The sequence below is a fragment of the Peptoniphilus harei genome, from assembly GCF_900454685.1.
Lineage (GTDB): Bacteria > Bacillota > Clostridia > Tissierellales > Peptoniphilaceae > Peptoniphilus_A > Peptoniphilus_A harei.
In genome coordinates this window covers 1-23319 of record NZ_UATM01000002.1, presented here as the reverse complement: position 1 = coordinate 23319, position 23319 = coordinate 1, and the positions used below count along the sequence as shown (strand labels likewise).

The window sequence follows — 23319 nt, the reverse complement described above, 5'->3', positions numbered from 1 at the left end:
TCCTTAAACCAAAAGGATAAAGATAAGGTAAAAAGAATATTTAAGATTAAATGAAGGTCTAAGGAAAGTTATAACCTATCAAAAAGAAGACTATTCAGATGAAGAGATAAAAAAAGAACAAGAAAATCTAAATAAATTCTACGATGATTTCAATAGCAAACATGGAAGACTAAATTCAAAAACCAATAAAAAGTTATTTAGAGAAGATGCCAATTTTTCTTTAATTTCAACTTTGGAGAAATTAGATAAAGAAGGCAACTTTATAGGAAAATCTGACATCTTTAACAAGAGAACTATAAAAAAGCTGTAATAATAGATCATACAGATAGGGCAATAGATGCTCTGGTACTCTCTATTAGTCAAAAAGGTAAAATAAATTTTGATTATATGGAAGAATTGACAGGAAAAACAAGAGATAATTAATAGAAGAATTAAAGGGAGAAATATTTTTAAATTTAGAATTCCTTTGAACCTAATGATATGAATCCATTTAAGTCTGCTAAAGAGCTAGGAGATTTTTCAAAACTTACGTAAGTGCTGATGAATACTTGTCAGGAAATATAAGAGATAAAATTGAAGTTGTAGACTCTTATATTAAAAACATCGAAAAAGAGTTAGGAAAGGAAGAAAATCTAGAGGATAGTAAACTCTTAAAAAAAGAATTAGAAGAGTTACATTTTCAAAAAGCAAAGCTAGTGGAAGTAATGCCTAAAGCACTAGATGCAAGTGAGATTACAGTTAGAATGGGTGCAACATGGATACCGGAACAAGATTACAAAAAATTTATGTTTGATTTGTTGAAAACACCAGTTTCATCAAGGTGGAATATAGATATTAAGTATTCTGACTTTACAGGAGAATATAGAGTTGAAGGAAAAAGCTCTGATAGGGACAATGACCTTGCTTCTTTTACCTATGGTACAAATAGGGTAAATGCCTACAAATTGATAGAAGATACTTTAAATTTAAGAGATACTAAGGTATTTGACCAAGTAGAAGACAGTGATGGAAAGAAAAAATCTGTGCTTAATCAAAAAGAAACAATGCTTGCAAGAAGTAAGCAAGAGATGATAAAAGAAGAATTTAAAAGCTGGATATTTGATGATGTGGAAAGAAGAAATAGATTAGTAGAAGATTATAACGAAAGATTCAATTCCATAAGACAAAGGGAATATGATGGATCTAATCTTACTTTTGAAGGAATGAATCCTGAAATAGAATTAAGAGCACATCAAAAAGATGCCATAGCAAGAGGTTTGTTTGGTGGAAATACTTTACTTGCCCATGAAGTAGGAGCAGGAAAAACCTTTGAAATGATAGGTATAGCCATGGAGTCAAAAAGACTTGGGATGAGTAATAAGTCAATGTTTGTTGTTCCTAACCACATTGTAGAGCAATTTGGAAGAGAATTTAATGAACTTTATCCAGGAGCTAATGTATTATGTGCTACAGAAAAAGATTTTACACCAGATAGAAGAAAAAGATTTTGTAGTCGTATTGCTACAGGAAGTTTTGATGCTGTTATTATAGGGCACAGTCAATTTGAAAAAATTCCTATATCAAAAGAAAGACAAGAATATGAATTGCAAGGTCAAATTGATGAAATCATTGACTATATAGATGAATATAAGAGAGAAAGGGATCAAAGATTTACTGTAAAGCAATTAGAAAAAACAAAGAAAAAATTAGAGACAAAGTTAGAAAAACTAAATGCTGATTATAAGAAAGATGACGTTGTAACCTTTGAGGAACTGGGAGTAGATAAGTTATTTGTAGATGAAGCCCATGCCTACAAAAACCTCTATCTATTTTCTAAAATGAGGAATGTAGCAGGAATTACTTCTACAGATTCACAAAAATCATCAGATATGCTTATGAAATGCCGCTATATGGATGAAATAACTAATAATAAAGGATTAGTATTTGCCACAGGTACACCAGTAAGCAACAGTATGGCTGAACTTTATACTATGCAGAGATATTTACAGTATGATGAATTAAAAAAGATGAAATTGCAACATTTTGATTCTTGGGCATCTACTTTTGGAGAAACAATAACGGCAATAGAATTAAATCCTGAGGGTAATGGTTATAGGAGCAAAACCAGATTTGCAAAATTTTATAATCTTCCTGAACTTATGAATACTGTAAAAGGATTTATGGATATTAAAACAGCTGATGTTTTAAATCTTCCTACACCAATTGCCCATTATGAAACTATAAAAACAAAGCCTACCGAAGAACAAAAAGAAATTCTTGAAACTTTTTCCGAGAGAGCAGATAAGGTTCGTGATAAGCAGGTAGATTCAAGTGTTGATAATATGCTATTAATAACAAATGATGGGAAGAAGATGGCATTAGATCAAAGATTAATCAATCCTTTACTTCCTGATGATCCTAATAGTAAGGTAAATACCTGTATAAAAAATGTATTTAGCATTTGGGATAAATATAAAGATAAAAAATCTGCTCAATTAATATTTTGTGATATGTCTACACCAAGTAGTGATTTTAATATCTATGATGATATTAAAACAAAACTTATAGATATGGGAGTACCTGAAAATGAAATAGAATTTATTCATAAGGCAAAAAACAATATGGAAAAAGATGCTATCTTTGATAAGGTAAGAAAGGGAGAAATAAGAGTCTTGCTTGGTTCAACACAGAAAATGGGAGCAGGTACTAATGCCCAAGACAAGCTAATTGCAATCCACGATCTTGATATACCATGGAGACCGGCTGATCTTTCTCAAAGGGCAGGAAGGATTGTGAGGCAGGGAAATGAGAATAAGGAAGTCCATATATTTAGATATGTAACAGAAAATACTTTTGATGCCTATCTTTTCCAAACCTTAGAGAATAAACAAAAATATATTTCTCAAATTATGACTTCAAAGACACCTGTAAGAGTTGCAGAAGATGTAGACGAAGCCACATTAAACTATGCCGAAATCAAAGCTCTTGCAACAGGAAATCCATTAATAAAGGAGAAGATGGACCTTGATGTTGAAGTTTCTAAACTTAAAATGCTAGAGTCCAATTTTAAATCAAATCTTTACAAGCTGGAAGATAAAGTAGTTAAATTTTATCCAAAGGAAATAGAAAGATTAAAAGAAAGGATAGAGAACTTAAAGGAAGATATTAAAAATGTTGAGCCTTATAGAGATGTAGATAAAAATTTAAAAGAAGATAATAAATTTACCTCTCTAATTATTGACGGAAAGAAGTATATAGATAAGAAAATAGCTGGAGAGTTTTTGTTGAACAAAATTAAGGGAGTTAAAATATATAGGGAAATGGATAAAGATGGAGAAAAAATAGGTGAATATAGAAATTTTGATTTATCCATAAAATATGATTCTTTTTTCAATAAATATAACTTTATATTAAAAGGCAAGGGAGAATATAGAGGAGAGTTTGGTACAGATGAAATAGGTAATATAACAAGAATGGATAATGTATTAGATAAATTACCAGAAAGATTAGAAAATACAATTTCAAAACTAAAAGATACAGAAGAGCAATTTCAAACAGCCAAAATTGAAATACAAAAGACATTTCCACAAGCTGAACTTTTAAAGGATAAGACATTAAGACTTGCAGAAGTAAATAATTTACTAGATATGGGAAAAAGTGAAGATATAAGCCAAGATAATCCATTACTAGAAGAAGTAAAGGAAGAATTGATAGACTTCCTTAACAGAGAATATGATGAAGAAAACAGGTTAGAGGACTTTGATACTATATTTCCTGACTTAACAGATATAGGAATAGCTTATACAACTACACCAGATGAAAAACATGAAATACAAGTAAGTTTAGATTTAATAAATTACAAGATGAACACCTATGTAGATAAGAACCTAATTGACAGCTTTCAATACACCTATGATCCCTTAGATGCAAGTGATTTAAAAGAGCTAGTACAGATAAAGACATCTATTGGATTTTGGGATTTTAGTGAGCTTGTATCAGTAAATGAAGAAAAACTGAGAGAAGTAATGGGACTTGAGATAGATGATGATGGCAACTTCTATGATCCATTATCTAAAGATATGGATTTAGACGGAATAATAGATAGAAATGATGCTGATTTTAGAGATAGTAAAGTGCAGGAAATAGGAGATTTTGAAATGAAAGAAAAAACATCTATTATGGATAAATTAAAGGGATATAGGGAGAATTTAGCAGTAAATAATAATATAAAAGAAATAAATAATAGTGAACCATGTGGCAGATAAAACTTTAAATGATATTATTAGAGGAAAAAGAATATGGAATTTGATAGAGATAGATTTAATGAATTTATTCAAGAAAATTTTTCTTTTGATGGTGCTACTCAGAGAATAATTAACAATATAGTTGAATATGGAATTAAAAATTTTGCCACTTCAGAAGATAAATTAGTTGAATTTATTCAGACTACAATTGATGATCCAACAGTTGAAGAAATCAAACAATTTATTATTAGTGATGAGAAAGAAGAAGAAATAAAAGATTTCACAGATGAGATGGATAAAAAAATAAAAGGAGGAATAGCAATGAATATAAAAAAGGGAAATGTAATTGAAACTGAATTTGGAGACACTATGGTACTGGATGTGAAAGATAATCAAGCGACCTTATTTGACGGAAATCAATTTATTTTAGCCACAGGAGTAGAATTTAATAAAGAAAGTGGAAAGTATGAATGGGATTCTGTTAGATATGCAAGTGATATAAAAACAATAGCAAATATGGAAAATACAAATTTTGAAAGCATGAAGAATACAATAGATTTTTTAGCAGAATATAATCATAAAGAATTTGTAAAAGGTATTATATCTCTTGAAACAGGAGTAGAAAATGAAAATGTTCTTAATAATGCCTATGATAATTATATGAACGATTCAGTTATGGGGCTTATTGATGAGAAGTTTATTGAATATATAGACGAAGAAGAGTTAAAAGAAAACTTAGAAGTTAATCAAGAACAAGGAGATAAAGAGATGAAAGATATAGATAATAAAGAGAAGGATACATTAAATATAGATGGAAATATAGCAACTGATATAGAAATTAAAGATTTAAAATCAAAAGATGGGAGGGACTTTAAAGTAGCCTCCTTTTCTATTGCTGAAAATGACAAGGAAGGAAATGCAAAATTCATCAGCTGCTACGCCTATAATGACAAAATCAATCAAGTAAAAAATTTGAAAAAAGGAGATTTTGTACACCTATTTGGCAAAGAAAAGAAAAGTATGGGAAAGGATAATAAGGAATACACAAATCTAAAAGTATACTCTGCAAAGTTATTAAAAGCTAAAGAGCATACTAAAGCAAAAGCATCAACACTAGGAAAATTAAAGGAATTTAAGACTAAAGGGGATATGAAAGTGGATGAAAAGAAGAAAAAGGATAATAGCATAGAAAGGTAAAAGATTATAGGGGGCAGGTTTTAGGATTGCCTTTATTTTTTTGATAAGTTTGCAATATCGGTTATACATTAATATTCTTAATATAATAATGTATAAACATAACAACAAGTTTAAATCAAAAAACTATTAGTAGATAATTAAAATTAATCAGCAATGATCATTAATTTTCATATATGTAATTTTATTTTTGCAATTGATATTAATATATATGATAAAATTTCAAAGTTTTGCGAAATTACGTAAACTTAACAGAATTAGAAAATTGTCCTTGAAATAAACTTTTAGAAGAATCGATTATTCAATATCGTAAATATAGAAAAATAAGACAAAAGTAAGCTGACAAAAATAAGATTAAATAATATTATAAAGACAGTACAACAAAAGTTGTATTTGCGTTGTTTACTAAGATTTAGAAAGGAGAACTTTTATGAAATCAGTTAATGAAGTGAAACTTTGGACGGAAGTTGAAATTGAAGAGCTTGAAGAAAGAGAAGAATATATTTCTTGTTTGTGTTGTTGGAGAATTTAGTATAATTTAACGTTTTTAGCTTTAAAGTTGTGAAACTTAATTAGTGAACAACGCAAAAAAATATGGCGGTGTTGTTATTATTAATGGCATCGCCATAATACTACACATTAGGAGGACTAAACATGGCTATATTAACAAAATATATTTCGTTTTATAATATTAACGAAGAAAATGAATTGATGGTGAATGCACTTTCTGGTGCTATTGATATTATAGATTCGGAAACGAAATCTATAATTCATAAGTTTAGTGAACAAGATAACATTAAAGCTTTGAATGCTAGAGAAAAAAATATATATGATTCTTTGAAGAAAAGAGGATATATATTTGAAGATAGAAATCATGAGTTAAATGAGATGAAACGACAAATGAAAATTCATGAATATTTATGTGATATATCTGTGATTCATGTTATTTGTCCTACTATGTTTTGTAATATGAATTGTGTATATTGTTTTGAACCTTCTAAGGTTAGAAATCAACAAAAAGTTATTAGTGATAATCAATGTCAGTCTATTTGTGATTTTATATATAAAGTAAAAGAGAATAAACCAAATATAAAGCATCGAATTCAATTATTCGGGGGAGAACCTATTCTTCCTATTACCAAAGATATAAATATTAAAATTTTGTCGTTTGCTGAAAAAAATAATATTCCAGTTAGTATAATAACAAATGGAAGTCATGTGGAAAACTACATAAATATTTTTAAAAGATTTGAAAATACGATAGATTCCGTACAGATAACTATTGACGGAATTAAATTAATTCATGATTCTAGAAGAGTTTATAAAAATGGTAAAGGAACATTTGACGATATAGTTAATGGATTGGATTTATTAGTAAATACTAAAATAAGGCAAATAAATTTAAGAGTTAATATAAATCAGTATAATATTAACTACTTAAAAGAGCTTGAAGATTTTTTAAAATCAAAAAAATGGATAGATAGCCCTAATTTTAGATTCGATTTAGCACCTGTGACAGATCATACTGCAGATAATGCTGTGGACACAATATCGGAAGATGAGATTATAAAAAAATTAAATGAAAAGTTTCCAAATTATATGGAAAATAGATTATCAATGTTTAGAGTAATATCTCATATAATGAGAGGAACTTCTGAGAATGCAAAAAAAGATTTTGCAAAATACACGTATTGTGAAGCTAATAGAGGACAATATTATGTGTATGATCCAGAGGGTAACATATATGCGTGTCCTGAAGCAATAGGAAATCCCCAATATGCTATAGGATTTTATAACGATGAAAGAGTTAGTCTTAATAAAGAGGCATATTCAATATGGAGTAATAGATGTATATTGAACATTGATAGATGTTTGGATTGTGAAATTGCTCCGTTCTGTGGCGGTGGGTGTGCCTACGCAGCTATAAAAAATAATGGTGATATTAATGACCCTTATTGTAATAATGCTAAAGAAGTTTTAAGAGAATATATAAATTCGATTAAGTATAAATTTTTAGAGATGTAAATATGGTAGAAAATTTAAAGACTAATCATTACGTTAAAGAATATCTAGATGATGGAAGACTACTACTTAGTTTTGATAACGGGAAAAGGGTAAGAGTTACGCCAATTGTAGAAGAAATAATTAAAAAATTTGATGGTACAAAAAGCATAAATAAAGTAAAAAATGAATTAAATAATGAAGGATTTGAGATATCAGAATCAGAATTAGAAGATTTAATAAATAATAGATTAATAATGACTGGGGTATTTAGCGAATATAATGAAAGTAGTCAATATAAATTTTGGTTTCATTTACCAATAATAGATGGTGATAAACTAAAAATGATATTACCTGGATTTATATTTAAACCAACACTTATAATAATTTTGAGTATAATTTATTGTGTAATATCTCTAAAATATATAAAGGAATTTAATTGGATATATTTTATTAACGGAATAAACAGTATTAATTATTTTCTATTTTTTATATCATTTGGTTTAATCTTCGTAGTTCATGAACTAGGACATATATATTCATCTAAGTCACTTGATTGTAAAGTTGGTAATATTGGTATAGGAGTATATATGTTTAGACCTGTTATGTATGTTAACCTAAGTGATTCATGGAAATTAAGTAATAAAAAAAGGTTAATCATAGATTTTGCTGGGATTTATTTACAAATGCTTGTTGGATTATTTATGTATTTTTTTTCGGCGGTAATGATCCGAAATAACACTATGGATGCTCTAATTATATTTAACTTAATTCTTATAATATTTAATTTGAATCCATTTTTAAGATTAGATGGATATTGGATTTTGTCAGATTTTATTGATGAACCGAATATTCATGGTAGATCCATGAAATTATTAAATTATATTTATAATGAAAAAATATATAATAAAAGGAAAGCATATACAATGGAAAGTAGCAAGTGTGTGAAAGTTTATTCTTTGATGTATGCATTAGTGAATTTGATAATAATAATTTTTGGGATTATTAGAGTATTAGAAGTGGTTTTTGGAAAGAGAAATTTACTAGAATCAATTCGTTTACTTTTTTATGGAGAATTGTTTCTATTTCAAAGAATCAAAATTGGAGCAAATTTAATTATAGATATAATATCTTTAGTTTACATATCTTTATTGTTTGTTAAAATCATAAAAAAATATAAAAAATAGTTAGAACATGGGGGGCCTATATGAATGTAAATAAAAATAAGCAAGTTATTATATATTACTTTACTGCTTTAATATCAGGGTTTTGTATAATGGGAATTGAAACAAGTGCGACAAGAATATTATCTCCTTATTTTGGCTCAACAACTCTAATTTGGTTAATTGAAATTAGCTTAATAATGATTTGTATAGGAATTGGGAATTATTTTGGGGGTAAACGTGCAGATAAATTAGTAAAAACAAGAACTTGTGAGGAAAGAATTGTTAAAAATTTATTAATATCTTTTTTGTTCATATGTACGGTACCACTAACGTCTAAAATAGTTATAATGGGGTCAATAATATTGGCTTCTGAAGTGCAATTAGGGAATATAATTATGATATCTTCTATTATTTGCAGCATAGTATTATTTAGTGTTCCATTAATTTTTATGGGGACAATCTCTCCACTGCTAGCAAAAATAAGTATAACTTCTTTAGATGAAACTGGAAATGTAATGGGAAATTTATATTTATTCAACATATTTGGATCTGTGTTAGGAACAATGATACCAACTATATTAGTAATCCCCAAAATAGGCGTAAAAAGATCTTTTCTATTATTTGGAGCGGTACTAGCCATTATTTTGATATTATATAGCAAAAAAATAAAAAAGAACTTTTTATTAAATTCAATTATTTGTGTTTTATGGCTTTGTATGTCGTTATATTTATCAACAACAAGTCTAGCCTTTGATAAGCCTGTGCACGAAGAAGAGTCAGAATATAATTATATTAATGTATCACAAAATGATGATGGAAAATTAGCTTTAAAAACAAATGTATTTTTTGGCGCACAGTCAATAAAAGTTGATAAGAATAAAAAGAAATCAGGATATTATTATGACGAATTTGTTAAGATTAATAATTTACTTGATGATAAAGTCAAGCATAAAATCTTAATTATTGGTTATGGAACGGGAACTATGTCTACTTTGTTGCATAAAAATTTTGATAATTTTGAAGTTACAGGGATAGAAATAGATAGAAATATTGTCAACTTAAGAGAGCTTTATTTTAATAAAAGTGATGATAAAATTATAATTTCTGACGGAAGGAATTATTTAAATAGTACAGATGAAATGTATGATTTAATAATACTTGATGTTTATCAGAATATATCTATGCCAATAAACCTAACTACTAGAGAATTTTTTGAGGATTGTAAAGCGCATCTTAATAGAAATGGAATTATTGCATTGAATATAGGTTTAGGAAATAGCCTGAATTCTAATCTTGTGCTTGCCTTAAGTGGTACTTTGAAATGTGTTTGCCCTAATGTTTATAAATATAAAACCAAAAGTGACAATAATGTTATTGTATATGGTTCAGAAAAGAATTTAGAATTATCGTTAAAAGAGCAAAACAAAAACCATCTTAAAGATGAGACTAAAAAGTTGTTTAAAGATTCTCAAAAAGTTGAAGATGTAAATAATATTTTATCTGATGATATTAATAATATTGAGAAACTTCAAGATGAAGAATTTAATAAAATAGTGAAAAATCAAATGAAGATTAGAAAGGATTGAGCGTAAATGGATGTAATTCAATTAGAAAATATTTCTAAAAAGTATAAAGAGACTATCGCTCTAGAGAATATAGATTTAAAAATAGAAAGCAATAGAATTTATGGTTTGATAGGAGTAAATGGAGCTGGGAAATCTACTTTAGTTAAAATAATTACTGGAAATATTTTTCCTACAAAAGGTTCTATAAAATTATTTAATAAATCTTTTTCAAAAGAACTGATAAAGAGTAGAGAACATATCAGTGCAACGATTGAAACTCCAAGTTTTTACTCCGGATTGACTGCAGAAGAAAATATAAGATTAGCTTGTATTGAACTTGGGATTGAATTTGGAATGGAGCAAAAGGAAATATTCCAACAACTAGAAATAATGGATAGCTTAAAAAAGAAAGCTAAAAATTTATCGCTAGGAACGAAGCAAAAACTTGGATTAGGAATAGCTTTTTTGAAAAATCCTGATTTATTGATTTTAGATGAGCCAACAAACGGAATCGATCCAATATCCGTATCAAAGCTAAGAAGAATTTTTAGAGATTTCATAGAAAAAGAAAATAAGACAATATTAATATCTAGCCACATATTAACAGAATTGTATGAGATAGCCACAGATTTCATATTTATTGATAAGGGGAAAATAATACAGGTGGTTTCAAAAACAGAATTAACGAAAGATTTAGGCACATCTGTTATAGGATATAGAGAAAATATCGAGGAAGTTTATAATATATTGAAAATAGCATGCCCTGAAAGAGAATATAGATTAAAAAATAATACTTTAGAGGTTCGAGGCATATATTCAAAAGATGAAGAGCTAGAAATTATAAAAAAATTAAGACTAAATAACTGTAAAACAGAAATAAAAAGAGATAATTTAGAAACATATATGATAAAATTAGTGGAGGGAGACAATGAAGAACTTAATTAAATTTAATGCAGAAAGATTGAAGAAAGATAAGTTTTTTTATGTGCTAATTTTAAGTGTAACATTGTTATCAATATTAAGTGGATTTCAAGATACCGTACAGGGAAATATAAGCAGTGGGTATGAAGGTTTTATAAAATCTTATTCAGATATATTTATGTCATTTTTCATTGCGGTTTATTGTGGATATTTTATAGGTAGTGATTTTTCTTCAAAGATTATACAAAGACAGATTTCTTCAGGAATTAGTCGAAAAGACATTGTAATATCAAAATTGATTGTATTGATGATTGCTTCTTTTATAATTGTTAACTTGTATCCAATTATAGTAGGAATAATGGGAAGCTTAAAGTATGGATTTTTACCAATCAAAGACTATAATAATATTCTTGAAATTGTAAGAATAATAATTATTTCTAATTTATGCTTTATGTCTTTAACGAGTATTTATTCTTTATTAGGATTTGCAACCCAAAGTATCGGAGAAACAATAGGGATCTCTTTAGCAATTCCAGTAGTAATATCAATGTTACAGGGAATAATACCTATAGAATTTATAAAAAAAAGTATTACATTTTTTCCGCTATCTCAAATAAAAAATGTAATTATAAATAAAAACTTTATAGACGGAACTCTTAGACCTACAACTATATCCCTAATAGTCTTTTTTATTATGATTACAATAACAATATTAATATTTAGAAAGTCAGATATTAATTAAAAATAACATGATAAATGGAAGGTACTGTATATGATAAATAGAAAAAGTGTATTATTAGTTTTATGTATAATAGTTCAAGGTGTGATTAGTTATTTCGTCCTTAGTCATTTGGGAAATAATAGCATTAATAATATACAACTATTCTCTTTGTGTTTATTTACAGTATACGGATACATAAGCTATAAAATTTTGGTATTAGATAGAGTTAAGGAGACGATTAAAAATTTTATAATAGCTACTTTATGTATTAATATTTTTGTAGTAGTTGACGTTTTTGATTTTTTAAAAAGTAATATGTACACAACATTTAAGCTAATAACGGTGTTTGTAATTACAGCAAATTTACTCAAAGTCGTTAGTGCATATTTAATAGATATAAAAATACTTAATAAGATTATTATATTTTTTACAATTTTAGCTATATTGTTTGAGTCACTTGATTTAGGGTATGCAGAGATAATAAATTATATTTTGTATGTAATTATAACATTTGGTCCTTTTGTTATGGCATACAAGAAACGAAAGATATTATTTGAGTTTGGTGCAAAAATATATGGGGTAACATTTTTATTTATTGCCTCAATATTTATATATATATTTAGCGGAATATTTATAAATAACGCTAAGTTAGAAAAGCTGGAAATATACTTTTTGTTGAATTCAATATATTTGACTACATTATATTTCATACTACTAAAAAAACAAAATTCATCTAAAGTGATAAACAAAAATGAAATGCTCTTGATGATTATAGACTGTATGTTTTTATGTATATTTATAGTATTTGTAAATTTATTTGGACAAGGTCTAAGGAGAGTTATTTATATGGGGATAAGTCTAATAACAATATACAAAGAGAGTATGTTAATGTTTTGCTTTTATTTTGAAAAACAGAAAGATCCAAATGGAGTGATAAGAAATAAAATACAGCAATACAATATAGAAAAGAATTATAACAAAAGAATTTCAAACTTTTTACATGATGATATATTACAAGATATAATAGCTATAAAAATGAATATTCTTTTAGGAGAAAAAGAATTTTTAGATGAGTCAATTAAAACAATAGATAAATTAATTGGAATTACAAGGTCCGAGATTGAATTATATAATCCTACAATTATTTATGATTTACCATTAGCAGACAATTACTATAATTTAATAGAATCTTTAAGGAACAGGTTTAACAAAAATGATATATTAATAGACTTAAATTGTGATAAAGAGTTTTTTGTAAATTATCCATACGATATGGTTATTTATAAGATTTTGCATGAATTATGTATAAATATATACAAACATTCAAAAGGAAATTATTCTGAGATTAATATAAAAACGGATAATAGAGAATTATATATTAGCGTAATCAATCATGAAGATGTATTTGATTATGAAAATATAAAGATAGGGAATGGAAGAGGATTAGAGATTATAAAAGATGAAATTGAAAAATTAGATGGGAAAATATTAATTGATCAGTTTTATGACAAAGTTGAACCATTCATTAAAATTAATGTAACTCTACCTATAGAGGAGGAAGTGATCTGTGAAAATATTATTAATAGATGACCATACCATGTTTTCTAATAGTTTAAAATATAGTTTAGAGCGTGAAGAAGAAATAGATATTGTTGATTTGATTGATGATATTTTTAATTTGGGATCAATATTAGAAAAAAAAGAATATGATATTATTTTAATGGATATTAATTTGAGTAAAATGAAGGGCAATAAGGATGGATTAGAAGTTGCTAATGAGATATTAATAAAATATCCAAAACAAAAAATCGTTATGCTAACTGGATATGATTTAATAGGCTTTGAAGAGAAAGCGAAGAAAATAGGTACTAAAGGGTTCATATGCAAAGATGAGAATATCAAAGTTTTAGTAAAGAAATTAAATGATGTAGTAAATGGAGAGTTAATATTTAATGCAAACACTAACTTGAATTATGATTTGACAGAAAGAGAAATTGAAATTATTAATTTGTATTGTTCAGGGCTTACAAGAATGGAAGTCGCAAAGGAATGTAATATTTGTAAAAGTTCATTAGCGACAGCGTTAAATCGCATATACGAAAAATTGGGTGTTAGAAATTATCAAGAGATGGTTCATATTGCAATGAAATATGGATATGTAAAACCTGTATATTTTAAATAATAGAATTAAAAAGTTCTTTATTTAATAGAACTAATATTAAGGCACTCTTAGGAGTGACTGTGTAATATTTTATGTATATAAAAGATTAGAAATAAGATTAAATAAAATATCTAAAGTGTTAAATCGAATAATATCGTTCAGAGAAAGTGCAAGACTCACAAGAAACAATAGAAGATATTTTAGGTGAGACAGTGGAACAAATGTTAAAAGCAGAATTAGACGAGTACTTAGACTATGAATATGGTGAAAAATATTATCTTTAAGTATTAGAAATGGATCAAGCAAGAAATAGTAAAATCGTCCTGTGAAAACATAGATCTAAACATTTCAAAATGAAAGACTTAAAAATAATAGCAATGGAAAACTTTAATAGACAATTATTTAATAGACAATTAAGAGAAGTAACAAAAAACAAAATGATGTTTTTAAATGACCATGTTTTATAAAAAAAGTTTGTATTTAGAAGTGGTGGATGCTTCAAGTAAATGGACAAGCAGAATAAGCGGATTGGGTCAAATACTATCACAATTGATTTTATTTTTGAAGATATAATCTAAAATTTATCCTTATTGGTTAATTGTGCCAAATTAGGTTACAAATATTTGAACCACAGAATTTAGTGATAAAAGTGCATTTTTTTGATTAAGAAAAATAGCAGCTTACAGTCTATTGGGAAGAGCAGGTTTTACAGAACCAATTGAGAGAAAGTCATGGTTACAGTACTTCGTAACCTATTTTCTAAATATCTTAAAAATATATTACTTATATTAACTCATTATTAATATACTTATCTGTATTTTTTCTTAATTGAGTAAGCTCGTAAATCAAGGTGTTCTTATTAGAGTAGTCTTTCATAAGAATATCTTTTTTACTTTTATATTCATCGTAAATATTTGATAATTCTTTTATACTTAAATTTTTATACTTGTTTTTGTCTAAAGTAGTTAATGACTTTTCGTATGTGATAATTTGAGTTCTATATTCTGTATAAAATTCTTTATCTTTAGAGTTTGATTTATAGATTTCATAAATAGATTTATTTATTTGTAAAGTGTTTAAAGCTTCAATTGCAGTATAGATTTCGTTCAAATCTTTTTCTATATTCTTAATTTCATTTAAAGTTTTTTGCCTATTAATGGCTTCTTGTTGAAGTTTATTTTCTAGATCTATATTAGATGTCAGCCCATACTTTCTGAGTTGATTTAAAGTATCAGCCATAGTATTCATATTGTGTTTCTTTGCCCATATTTCATAAGCTTCAGAAGATTGTATCTTTTTATTATTTTTTAAGTCTATTATATTGTCGACTTTTTTATATGTTTTCGTAGAAGAATCAAAATCAATTTTTACTGACTTTTTATTCATATTATTCTCGATTCTTTCCTTTATCTTTTCATTGGTATAATCTTTTCCAAGAGTATTTTCTTTAGCACGAATAAATCGTCCTTTTTCTCCTTGTTCTTTATGACGAAAAGATAAGTACTTGCCTAATTTGATTTCGTATCCATATTCTTCCATAGTTTTTAAAAAGTTATCATAGCTATTAGACTTTTGAATAGCATGATCAATAGATATTTGAAGTCTATATTTCCAAGATGTCCCTTTTTTAAATTCCATATATTCCTTATATGATTTCCCATTAGTTTTATATTTATTTTTAAACTTCATATAGTCTTCATCTATAACAGATAACTTATATTTTCTACACAAGTCATCACTATAATTTCTAATTTGATGGTAAGATTTTTTATTGCTTTGATAGGCTTTACCTGTATCAAAAGAAACATTATTAAATAGAATATGGTTATGAATATGCTCCTTATCTACATGGGTTGTTATTACGTATTCATATTTTCCTTGTAGTACCTTCTCACATAATTCAATTCCAATTTTGTGTGCTTCTTCAGGTGTAGTTTCTCCAGGTGCAAAAGCTTGAATTAAATGTCTTGCTAAAACTTTTGCTTTAGAATTACATTCTATTTTTGTTTGTTCAAATTCTAAATGAGCAGTTATAGGGTTACAGTTTAGGGAGGAAATTAGAATTTTTTCATCTGTTTTATCACTATTCATAATGTAATCAAGTGCTACTTTTAAAGTGGATTTTATAGGATGAATTTTAGTAATTGCCATTATTCTTTCTCAGTATTTATGCTATTAGAATTAGTAAGAGAGTATATTTTTTTACGCATAGAGAAAATATCTTTTGCTTGATTTTCTAATAAGCTTTTTAAATCTTCTACATCATCTTTATATATAATTGATGTAGTATTTACCCTTTTAGCAATTTGATTTATATTATTTGAAGTACGACTTATATTTGTTGACATTTCACGAAAGACATCCATATCTAATACATAAATATCTTTTTCTAAAATACATTTCATAATAAATTGCCTAAGAGTTTTGCACTTAGATGCTTTATGTTTTTCATTTAGCAATTCTAACTCCTCGTCAGATAACATTAAATAAATTCCGTTATTTCTAAATCTACTTGTCATAATTTGACCTCCTTAATAAATTTATTAATCGAAATAAAAAAGAAAAACCTGTAAATTCAAGTAGGATAACTTGACTTACAGGTTTAATTTATTCTATATATTTCGTCTGGAAATCTCCTGATTTAATTTTTTAGTATTTATATTTTATCACTTTTTGAGATAATATTCAAGTTTGCGTTGGGGCTATTATAAGAGTTTGTACTGAATTTAATCATTATAAATTTAGGGGTTTGGGGATATTCCCCAACAAGTAAAATGGAAAAAAAATAAGCGATATAATAGTAGTATTCTTATTTCATTTTTAGTAAGTGCATATGCACTTACTGTGCTTGCTATTTTTGCTATTTTTGCTATTTTTGTTTAATAAAAATACACTATTTTATGATAACTTAAATTTTAAAAAACTAAAAAAATTACTTTGAAATAGATACTTTTACAACTATAATAATATGTATGATATTAAAAAATATTTTAAATTATCATATTTAAAGATATTTAATTAAATTATTAGTTACTAACAATTTAAGAGGGGGAGTAATTTATTTTACACAGGGAATTTGCTGAAGAAAATTATTTAGAAGCCATATATATTTTATCTTTGGAAAATGAAGAGGTTAGAAATATAGACATTGCTAACTATTTGGATTACAAAAGACCGACGGTTACAAGAATGCTAAAAAAACTTGACAATAAAGGCAGGATAACTTATGGAGATGATAAAATAATTCGTTTAACAGACGAATCAAAAAAATTTTGTGAAAAGATGTATAAAAAACATATGTATCTTACTAGCGTATTCATTAAACTTGGAGTTAATCCTAAACAAGCAGAAAGTGAAGCTTGTCTTATAGAACACGTTATATCAGATGAAACGTTTAAAAAATTAAAAAAACATTTTAATGAAACCTTATAATTAATAGCATAGATAACTTTTAAATAAGTTTTTTATGCTATTTTTTTTAATTATTTTACAAAAAAGTTCAAAAACTCATTGATAAATGTTATCAAATGGTATATAATGAATAAAAGTTAGCTATTGCTAACAAAAAATATATTAAAAGGTGAATTTATGTCAAAAAATTTTGAAATGCTAAATAAAGAATTAGACGAAAACAATATTAAAGCTAGTCTTGTTATATTTCCGTTTGCAGGAGGTGGAGTATCTGCATTTAGAAATTGGAAATATGAATTTGAAGATGTAAGGATATTTGTTGCTCAATATCCAGGAAGAGAAAATAGATTTTCTGAAAAAGCTATAAGTGATATTAATATTTTAGTTGAAACATTATTCAATGATATGGAAGAAAATTTTGATTTTGGAAAACCTTACTATTTATTTGGACATAGTATGGGAACAAAAATAGTTTATGAAATAGCCTTAAAGATCAAAAATTCAAGATATGAAAATCCAAGAGGAATAATAATTTCAGGTGGACGTGCTCCAGTGTATAAAGAACCAAACCCAATCTATTACCTTGATGACGAAGGTTTTATAGAAGGGCTAAGAAGATATGAGGGAACCCCGAAAGAGATATTAGATAATAAAGAATTGATTTCAATTTTTTTACCGACACTTAGAGCAGATTTTGTAATAGACGAAGACTATCAAGATACAAAACATGAAAAATTAGAAAGTCCCATACTTGGCCTTATGGGAGATAAAGATCAAGAAATGAAATTAGAAGAACTTAAAAAATGGCAAGATTATACAACAAAAGAATTCGTCTATAAATATATAGATGGCAAGCATATGTTTGTAAATACATCTACTGATATGGTTATAAGGGAAATAAAAAGCTATATTAATGAAAACGTTAAAAATAATTAAAATTACAGAACTAACAAAATTTGACATTAATGAGGTAGTTCAATTTATACATGATGATTGTATAGCAGTAGTTGCTGTAGAGACAAATAGTTACGGAATTATAAGTGAATGTATTCCATATTTAAGTAAAGATCAAATTGAAATTATGTGGAAGTATAGAAAAGAAAGTGACAGAATTAATTATGCTGTAACAAAAGCAATAGTAAACTTGCTATTTTCTAAAATTGAGAAACTAAAATGCGAAGAGATTAGATGGCGTTACGGTAAATATAATAAACCATATATTAGAAATCATTTGAATTTACATTTTAATATATCACATACCACAGGATTTTCAATAGTAGCCTTCTCAAGAAATGATATAGGAGTTGATATTGAAAATATAGAAAGAAATATAGATTATAGTGAAATTAAGAATAATTTTTTTATTAACAATGAAAAAATATTAGGTTTGAAAGACTTTTACAAATATTGGGTTTCTAAAGAAGCTTATTTAAAATATAAAGGAGTCGGTTTAATTCAAAATTTGGAAACAGTTGATGTTATTAATAAAAATAATAATGTAATGAAAGTTATAGATAAAGAAAATAATATTCAAAAGGAGATTTTGATTTTTGAAAAAGAAAAATTTGTTTTTGCGTTATGCTATTAAAAAAGTAGGGCAAATATTATGAATTTAGAGATTAAGAGACAATTAATCAACTTTTATGATAAAGATGTTTGGGAGCATCTAACTGTTGGCGAACATTTGAAAATGTGGTCAAATACATACGCCGATAGAGTAGCAGTTGTAGATGAAAATGAAGAATTGACATATAGACAACTTAAAGATGAAGTGGATTGTTATGCTAATGGACTTTTAAATCAAGGATTCTGTAAGGGAGATAAAGTATTATTTCAACTTCCTAATAGTAAAGAATTCATTATAATTTTATTTGCAATGATGAGTATAGGAGTGATTCCTGTAATTATCTTGATGGGTCATAGATATTCTGAAGTTAAGGGAATTTTAAATAAAACAAATGCAAAAGCATATATTGGAATTAACAGGTACTTAGGATTTTCATATGAAGATATGGTGTCTAATATTATAGAAGATACGAAAGAAGATATACAAGTTTATTTGATTGGCGAAACAGAGAAATATGAGAAATTATGTGCTTTAAGACAAAATAGAAAAAATAAATTTGCCAAAGAGTTAGATTATAAGGAAACTGCTATATTTTTATTGTCAGGAGGAACAACAGGCTTTCCGAAACTAATACCTAATAGGCATTGTGAATTTATATATTTAGCAAAAGAACTGGCAAATGCAACAGATATGAATGAAGATACAGTGTATTTGGCAGCTTTACCTATGAGCCATAAATTTGCACTTTGTTGTCCGGGAATGATTGGGACATTGTCAAAAGGTGGTAAGGTGGTTACTTGTAGAGTATCCAGTCCTGATGAAATAATACCTTTGATTGAGGAACAGGAAGTTAGCATTATGGCATTGGTACCTACTTTAGCTAATATGTGTATAGAATATCTTAAAAATGATGATGCTGATATCAGCAGTTTGAAGTATATACAGATAGGTGGATCTGTTCTTGATTCTAACTTAGCAAAAAAGATTCAGGAAGAATTTAATTGTAAATTATTGCAATTGTATGGCATGAGTGAGTCGTTGATTACTTGCTCTAGGGTTTTGGACGATGATTATGACAGATTACATACTCAAGGGAAGAAGTTAAGTGAGTTTGACGAAGCTCGTATTGTTGATGAAAACGGGAAAGAGGTTCCTGATGGAGATTTTGGAGAGCTAATAGTTAGGGGACCATATACTATTTTGGAATATTATGATTCATCAAAACTAAATGATACTCAGTTTACAGAAGAATGTTTTTTAAGAACAGGAGATAGAGCCGCTAAGTTATATGGAGACAATTATAAAATTGTTGGTCGTGTGTTGGAGATGATAAATCGTGCTGGAGAAAAAATAGTTCCTTCTGAGTTGGAAAATATTTTGCTTACAAATAAGAATATTAGAGAAGTGCAAATTGTTGGCATACCCGATGAGACGCTTGGAGAAAAAATAGGTGTATTTATTTTGAAGGGAAGTGCTGTTCTTACACTTAGAGATATAAGGAATTACTTGGTAGAAAGAGGACTTGCTTCTTTTAAGTTACCGGATGAAGTACAGTATGTTGATCAATGGCCATTAACAAGCGTTGGAAAGGTAGATAAAAGTAAATTAAAACAACTAATGATTAAATAGATAAGGAGGCTACAATATGGAAACATATCAAACTAGACAACAGGCAGTACGACTTCTTGATGAAGTGTTACAAGCAAACTTAGATGGATTTAAACCTTCAGGAAAAGACAATTTGATTGAAAAGGGTTTAGGCTCTATCCAAATCATGCAAATAGTTTCAGAGCTTAAAAAATTAGGGATAAAATTATCGTTTGCAAAACTAATGGAAAATCCTACACTTGAAGATTGGATTAGACTTATTGAAAAAGCAAATATTAAAAATATTGATAAAAAGACTGAATCAAGAGAAAAGAATATTTCGGAAGAGTTCCCTTTAACGGATGTACAGTATGCTTATTTTGTAGGGAGAGAAGAAGATCAGGTTCTAGGTGGTGTTGGGTGTCACGCATACTTAGAAATTGATGGACAAGAGATTGTAACAGATAAATTAACTGCTGCTTGGAACTGTTTACAAATGGAAAATCCAATGCTTAGAGCAAAATTTAACCGTAATGGTACTCAGCAAATTATGGAAGAACCATACTCAAAAGAAGTTAAAATTTTTAATTATACTTCACTATCTGAAGAAGATGCAGACATAAAACTATTGGAAATGAGAAAAGAAATGTCTCATAGAAAATTTGATATAGAAGTTGGAGAAGTAGCTAGCCTTAGCATTGCGTTACTAAAGGATAAAAAACATAGAATATTTTTAGATATTGATATTCTAGTTGCAGATATAATGAGCATAGCATTATAATGAGTAGACTTGTAGAGCTGTACTGCGGAGAAGATAAAGTTTCAATAGATAGCAATTATACTTTTAAAAATTATCTGGAGGAACGAAAAATAGATGACGAAATATACAAAAAAGATAAGGAATTCTGGAAGAAAAAAATTGAATCCAGTTTTCCTTTAGAGGCACCTAACTTACCCATTAACAAAAAACCGGAAATGATTGAAAAAGTGGTTTTTTTCAAGAAGAAAGAAAATTATTAGCAAAGAAAACTGGATTAAGATTAAAGAAAATGCATATAAAAATAAAGTTACCCCATCAATGGTTCTGTTATCAGCATATTCAATGATTATTGAAAGATGGACAAATCAAGAAAAATTTGTGATCAATGTGCCATTATTCAATAGAGATGTAAATGATAATAGTGTTAAAAGAATGGTTGCAGATTTTACTAATCTTCTATTAGTTGAGTGTGAAAGAAAGAATGAAAAATTTTTAGATAGAGTGAAAACTATATCTGGCACATTTTAGAAATGCCTCTCACAGCTCATACTCTGGAGTGCAGGTACAAAGAGATGTTTATAAAGAAGTTGGAAAAACTATCAATATTGCACCTGTGGTGTTTGCTTGTAATATAGATTATCCTTTAGAGACTCAGGAAACAAGAAAATATTCGGGAAAATAAACTATATGGTATCACAAACTCCACAAGTTTGGCTCGATTTTCAAACTTATTTAGTAGATGATGAGATTGTTTATGCTGGGATGTGGTTGATGAATTATATCCAGATGAATGATTGATGATATGTTCGACTCTTTATACACTTTATTACAATCATTAAGTGATAATGAAAATTGGTATAGATTGCCTGAAATTCTTCCGTTGAATCAGATTGAAGATAGAGAAAAAGAATTAAAAAATATTTTGCCTATGAGTTACCCTAAACAACTCTCTATACAGAATTTCTTGATAGGATTAAAGTAAACCCGGAAAAAGTTGCTATTGTGGATGCACAATCCGGTATTGATTAACTTATGGAGATTTATACAAAAAGGCGTTAATTATTGCAACAAATTTAATTTCTTTTGGAGTAAAAAGAATGACTACGTGGGAATAACATTGCCAAGGGGATATAGTCAAATAGTTGGTATTTTAGGAATTTTATTTGCCGGCGCAGCATATGTTCCTATCGGTATTAATCAACCCAACGAAAGAAGAGGAAATATATGAAAGATAGGAATAAAAATGTCTTATCCAATAAAAATACAATAAGGATTTTAATTTAGATGATACAGATATCACATTTGTTGATATAGATCAATCAACTATTCAAAGTATAATTGAAAAACCTGTCAATATTAGTCCGTTTGATACAGCCTATGAATTATGACATCAGGAACGACGGGAATTCCTAAAGGTGTGGAAATTGCACACAATAGTGCTGTTAATACAATCAATGACTTAAATGAAAGATATGAAGTAAATGCCAATGATAGCGTAATAATGGTATAGCAATTGATTTGATTTATCAGTTTATGATATTTTTGGAATATTATCGGCGGAGAACCATCATTACTTTAGATGAAATAATTTCAAAGATCCGGAACTTTGGTTAAAACTTATTGAAAAATATGAAGTAACAATGTGGAATTCGGTGCCAATTCTTTTTGATATGCTAGTAACTATGGCAGAGGGTAAAGATGTTTCTATTCCATTGAGATTAGTTTTTCTTTCTGGAGACTGGATTGCAACAACATTACCTAAAAGATTTTTATAACAGAAGCAAAAATTCTCTTGTAGTTGGAATGGAGGAGCAACGGAGGCATCATATGGTCAAACTATATCAATATTTCAAAAGAAATACCTGAAAATTGGATTTCTATTCCGTATGGAAAGCGTTAAAGAATCAAGTCTATAGAGTAGTTGATGGTTTAGGAAGAATATGTCCTAACTATGTTAAAGGAGAATTGTTAATTGGTGGGGTTGGTGTTGCAAAGGATATAGGAGATAAGGAATTAACAGAAAGAAATTTGTAGAATCGGAT

At 27.5% G+C, this 23319-nt stretch carries 20 protein-coding genes and 1 pseudogene; 19 read left to right on the top strand and 2 right to left on the bottom strand.

From position 1 onward, the window contains the following. From DRZ96_RS00150 to DRZ96_RS00110, 9 genes and pseudogenes are all read left to right on the top strand, one after another. Positions 1 to 4244: pseudogene (locus DRZ96_RS00150) on the top strand (SNF2-related protein); the annotation flags it as partial. 33 nt (positions 4245 to 4277) lie between these two features. Further along, entirely contained in the window at positions 4278 to 5420 is a 1143-nt protein-coding gene (locus tag DRZ96_RS00145; RefSeq protein ID WP_112889212.1) for a single-stranded DNA-binding protein, read from the top strand. A 651-nt stretch (positions 5421 to 6071) separates the two neighbouring features. After that, a complete protein-coding gene (locus DRZ96_RS00140) occupies positions 6072 to 7442 on the top strand; it encodes a radical SAM/SPASM domain-containing protein (protein WP_035111986.1) in 1371 nt (456 codons plus the stop codon). Positions 7443 to 7444: 2 nt separating this feature from the next. Then, on the top strand, positions 7445 to 8605 hold the full coding sequence (locus tag DRZ96_RS00135) for a site-2 protease family protein (RefSeq protein WP_035111985.1): 1161 nt from the start codon (positions 7445 to 7447) through the stop codon (positions 8603 to 8605). A 20-nt stretch (positions 8606 to 8625) separates the two neighbouring features. Further along, on the top strand, positions 8626 to 10170 hold the full coding sequence (locus DRZ96_RS00130) for a spermidine synthase (protein WP_035111984.1): 1545 nt from the start codon (positions 8626 to 8628) through the stop codon (positions 10168 to 10170). Positions 10171 to 10176: 6 nt separating this feature from the next. After that, a complete protein-coding gene (locus tag DRZ96_RS00125; protein ID WP_033647426.1) occupies positions 10177 to 11094 on the top strand; it encodes an ABC transporter ATP-binding protein in 918 nt (305 codons plus the stop codon). Further along, positions 11078 to 11812 (top strand): ABC transporter permease, encoded by a 735-nt coding sequence (locus DRZ96_RS00120; RefSeq protein WP_033647424.1) that lies wholly within the window; start codon positions 11078 to 11080, stop codon positions 11810 to 11812. Before DRZ96_RS00125 ends, DRZ96_RS00120 begins: the two co-directional genes overlap by 17 nt. Before the next feature lie 30 nt (positions 11813 to 11842). Next, positions 11843 to 13381, top strand: coding sequence for a sensor histidine kinase (locus DRZ96_RS00115; protein ID WP_112889211.1), 1539 nt, complete (start codon positions 11843 to 11845; stop codon positions 13379 to 13381). Next, positions 13359 to 13973, top strand: coding sequence for a response regulator transcription factor (locus DRZ96_RS00110; protein ID WP_033647560.1), 615 nt, complete (start codon positions 13359 to 13361; stop codon positions 13971 to 13973). Before DRZ96_RS00115 ends, DRZ96_RS00110 begins: the two co-directional genes overlap by 23 nt. A 762-nt stretch (positions 13974 to 14735) precedes the next feature. Here DRZ96_RS00110 and DRZ96_RS00100 read toward each other — a convergent pair. Both DRZ96_RS00100 and DRZ96_RS00095 read right to left on the bottom strand, forming a co-directional pair. Further along, on the bottom strand, positions 14736 to 16103 hold the full coding sequence (locus DRZ96_RS00100) for a relaxase/mobilization nuclease domain-containing protein (protein ID WP_035111980.1): 1368 nt from the start codon (positions 16101 to 16103) through the stop codon (positions 14736 to 14738). Beyond that, positions 16103 to 16471: a plasmid mobilization protein gene (locus DRZ96_RS00095; protein WP_033647464.1), complete on the bottom strand. Its 369-nt coding sequence runs from the start codon at positions 16469 to 16471 to the stop codon at positions 16103 to 16105. The genes DRZ96_RS00100 and DRZ96_RS00095 overlap by 1 nt, the downstream gene beginning before the upstream one ends. Positions 16472 to 17012: 541 nt before the next feature. Here DRZ96_RS00095 and DRZ96_RS00090 point away from each other — a divergent pair. The 10 genes from DRZ96_RS00090 to DRZ96_RS10610 all read left to right on the top strand — a co-directional run bounded on the left by DRZ96_RS00090 (position 17013) and on the right by DRZ96_RS10610 (position 23052). Then, on the top strand, positions 17013 to 17384 hold the full coding sequence (locus DRZ96_RS00090; protein ID WP_073998359.1) for a metal-dependent transcriptional regulator: 372 nt from the start codon (positions 17013 to 17015) through the stop codon (positions 17382 to 17384). A 156-nt stretch (positions 17385 to 17540) separates the two neighbouring features. Continuing rightward, the gene (locus DRZ96_RS00085) at positions 17541 to 18299 is read left to right on the top strand and encodes a thioesterase II family protein (RefSeq protein ID WP_036764333.1); all 759 of its coding nucleotides are present in this window, start codon (positions 17541 to 17543) and stop codon (positions 18297 to 18299) included. Beyond that, positions 18277 to 18951, top strand: a complete 675-nt coding sequence (locus DRZ96_RS00080) for a 4'-phosphopantetheinyl transferase family protein (protein WP_036764335.1) — start codon at positions 18277 to 18279, stop codon at positions 18949 to 18951. Before DRZ96_RS00085 ends, DRZ96_RS00080 begins: the two co-directional genes overlap by 23 nt. Before the next feature lie 18 nt (positions 18952 to 18969). After that, positions 18970 to 20559 carry an AMP-binding protein gene (locus DRZ96_RS00075; RefSeq protein ID WP_036764337.1) on the top strand — a complete coding sequence of 530 codons (1590 nt, stop codon included), beginning with the start codon at positions 18970 to 18972 and terminating at the stop codon, positions 20557 to 20559. A 16-nt stretch (positions 20560 to 20575) separates the two neighbouring features. Continuing rightward, positions 20576 to 21298 carry a phosphopantetheine-binding protein gene (locus DRZ96_RS00070; protein WP_112889210.1) on the top strand — a complete coding sequence of 241 codons (723 nt, stop codon included), beginning with the start codon at positions 20576 to 20578 and terminating at the stop codon, positions 21296 to 21298. Next, complete coding sequence (locus tag DRZ96_RS00065; protein ID WP_112889209.1) at positions 21298 to 21537, top strand: hypothetical protein; 240 nt, start codon at positions 21298 to 21300, stop codon at positions 21535 to 21537. The genes DRZ96_RS00070 and DRZ96_RS00065 overlap by 1 nt, the downstream gene beginning before the upstream one ends. Continuing rightward, the gene (locus DRZ96_RS00060) at positions 21497 to 21805 is read left to right on the top strand and encodes a condensation domain-containing protein (protein WP_112889208.1); all 309 of its coding nucleotides are present in this window, start codon (positions 21497 to 21499) and stop codon (positions 21803 to 21805) included. The genes DRZ96_RS00065 and DRZ96_RS00060 overlap by 41 nt, the downstream gene beginning before the upstream one ends. A 577-nt stretch (positions 21806 to 22382) precedes the next feature. Continuing rightward, on the top strand, positions 22383 to 22505 hold the full coding sequence (locus DRZ96_RS10820; RefSeq protein ID WP_256584643.1) for a hypothetical protein: 123 nt from the start codon (positions 22383 to 22385) through the stop codon (positions 22503 to 22505). 156 nt (positions 22506 to 22661) lie between these two features. Further along, positions 22662 to 22787, top strand: coding sequence for an AMP-binding protein (locus DRZ96_RS10615; RefSeq protein WP_218563561.1), 126 nt, complete (start codon positions 22662 to 22664; stop codon positions 22785 to 22787). A 130-nt stretch (positions 22788 to 22917) separates the two neighbouring features. Beyond that, a complete protein-coding gene (locus tag DRZ96_RS10610; protein WP_256584642.1) occupies positions 22918 to 23052 on the top strand; it encodes a hypothetical protein in 135 nt (44 codons plus the stop codon). Positions 23053 to 23319 lie beyond the last annotated feature (267 nt).

What these genes read in the sequence shown, in the direction of transcription:
- DRZ96_RS00095 (WP_033647464.1), bottom strand. Translation starts at nt 16,471, where the DNA reads ATGACAAGTAGATTTAGAAATAACGGAATTTATTTAATGTTATCTGAC.
- DRZ96_RS00145 (WP_112889212.1), top strand. Translation starts at nt 4,278, where the DNA reads ATGGAATTTGATAGAGATAGATTTAATGAATTTATTCAAGAAAATTTT.
- DRZ96_RS00140 (WP_035111986.1), top strand. Translation starts at nt 6,072, where the DNA reads ATGGCTATATTAACAAAATATATTTCGTTTTATAATATTAACGAAGAA.
- DRZ96_RS00085 (WP_036764333.1), top strand. Translation starts at nt 17,541, where the DNA reads ATGTCAAAAAATTTTGAAATGCTAAATAAAGAATTAGACGAAAACAAT.
- DRZ96_RS00135 (WP_035111985.1), top strand. Translation starts at nt 7,445, where the DNA reads ATGGTAGAAAATTTAAAGACTAATCATTACGTTAAAGAATATCTAGAT.
- DRZ96_RS00125 (WP_033647426.1), top strand. Translation starts at nt 10,177, where the DNA reads ATGGATGTAATTCAATTAGAAAATATTTCTAAAAAGTATAAAGAGACT.
- DRZ96_RS10610 (WP_256584642.1), top strand. Translation starts at nt 22,918, where the DNA reads ATGTGGAATTCGGTGCCAATTCTTTTTGATATGCTAGTAACTATGGCA.
- DRZ96_RS00070 (WP_112889210.1), top strand. Translation starts at nt 20,576, where the DNA reads ATGGAAACATATCAAACTAGACAACAGGCAGTACGACTTCTTGATGAA.
- DRZ96_RS00100 (WP_035111980.1), bottom strand. Translation starts at nt 16,103, where the DNA reads ATGGCAATTACTAAAATTCATCCTATAAAATCCACTTTAAAAGTAGCA.
- DRZ96_RS10615 (WP_218563561.1), top strand. Translation starts at nt 22,662, where the DNA reads ATGACATCAGGAACGACGGGAATTCCTAAAGGTGTGGAAATTGCACAC.
- DRZ96_RS00075 (WP_036764337.1), top strand. Translation starts at nt 18,970, where the DNA reads ATGAATTTAGAGATTAAGAGACAATTAATCAACTTTTATGATAAAGAT.
- DRZ96_RS00120 (WP_033647424.1), top strand. Translation starts at nt 11,078, where the DNA reads ATGAAGAACTTAATTAAATTTAATGCAGAAAGATTGAAGAAAGATAAG.
- DRZ96_RS00065 (WP_112889209.1), top strand. Translation starts at nt 21,298, where the DNA reads ATGAGTAGACTTGTAGAGCTGTACTGCGGAGAAGATAAAGTTTCAATA.
- DRZ96_RS00130 (WP_035111984.1), top strand. Translation starts at nt 8,626, where the DNA reads ATGAATGTAAATAAAAATAAGCAAGTTATTATATATTACTTTACTGCT.
- DRZ96_RS00080 (WP_036764335.1), top strand. Translation starts at nt 18,277, where the DNA reads ATGAAAACGTTAAAAATAATTAAAATTACAGAACTAACAAAATTTGAC.
- DRZ96_RS00115 (WP_112889211.1), top strand. Translation starts at nt 11,843, where the DNA reads ATGATAAATAGAAAAAGTGTATTATTAGTTTTATGTATAATAGTTCAA.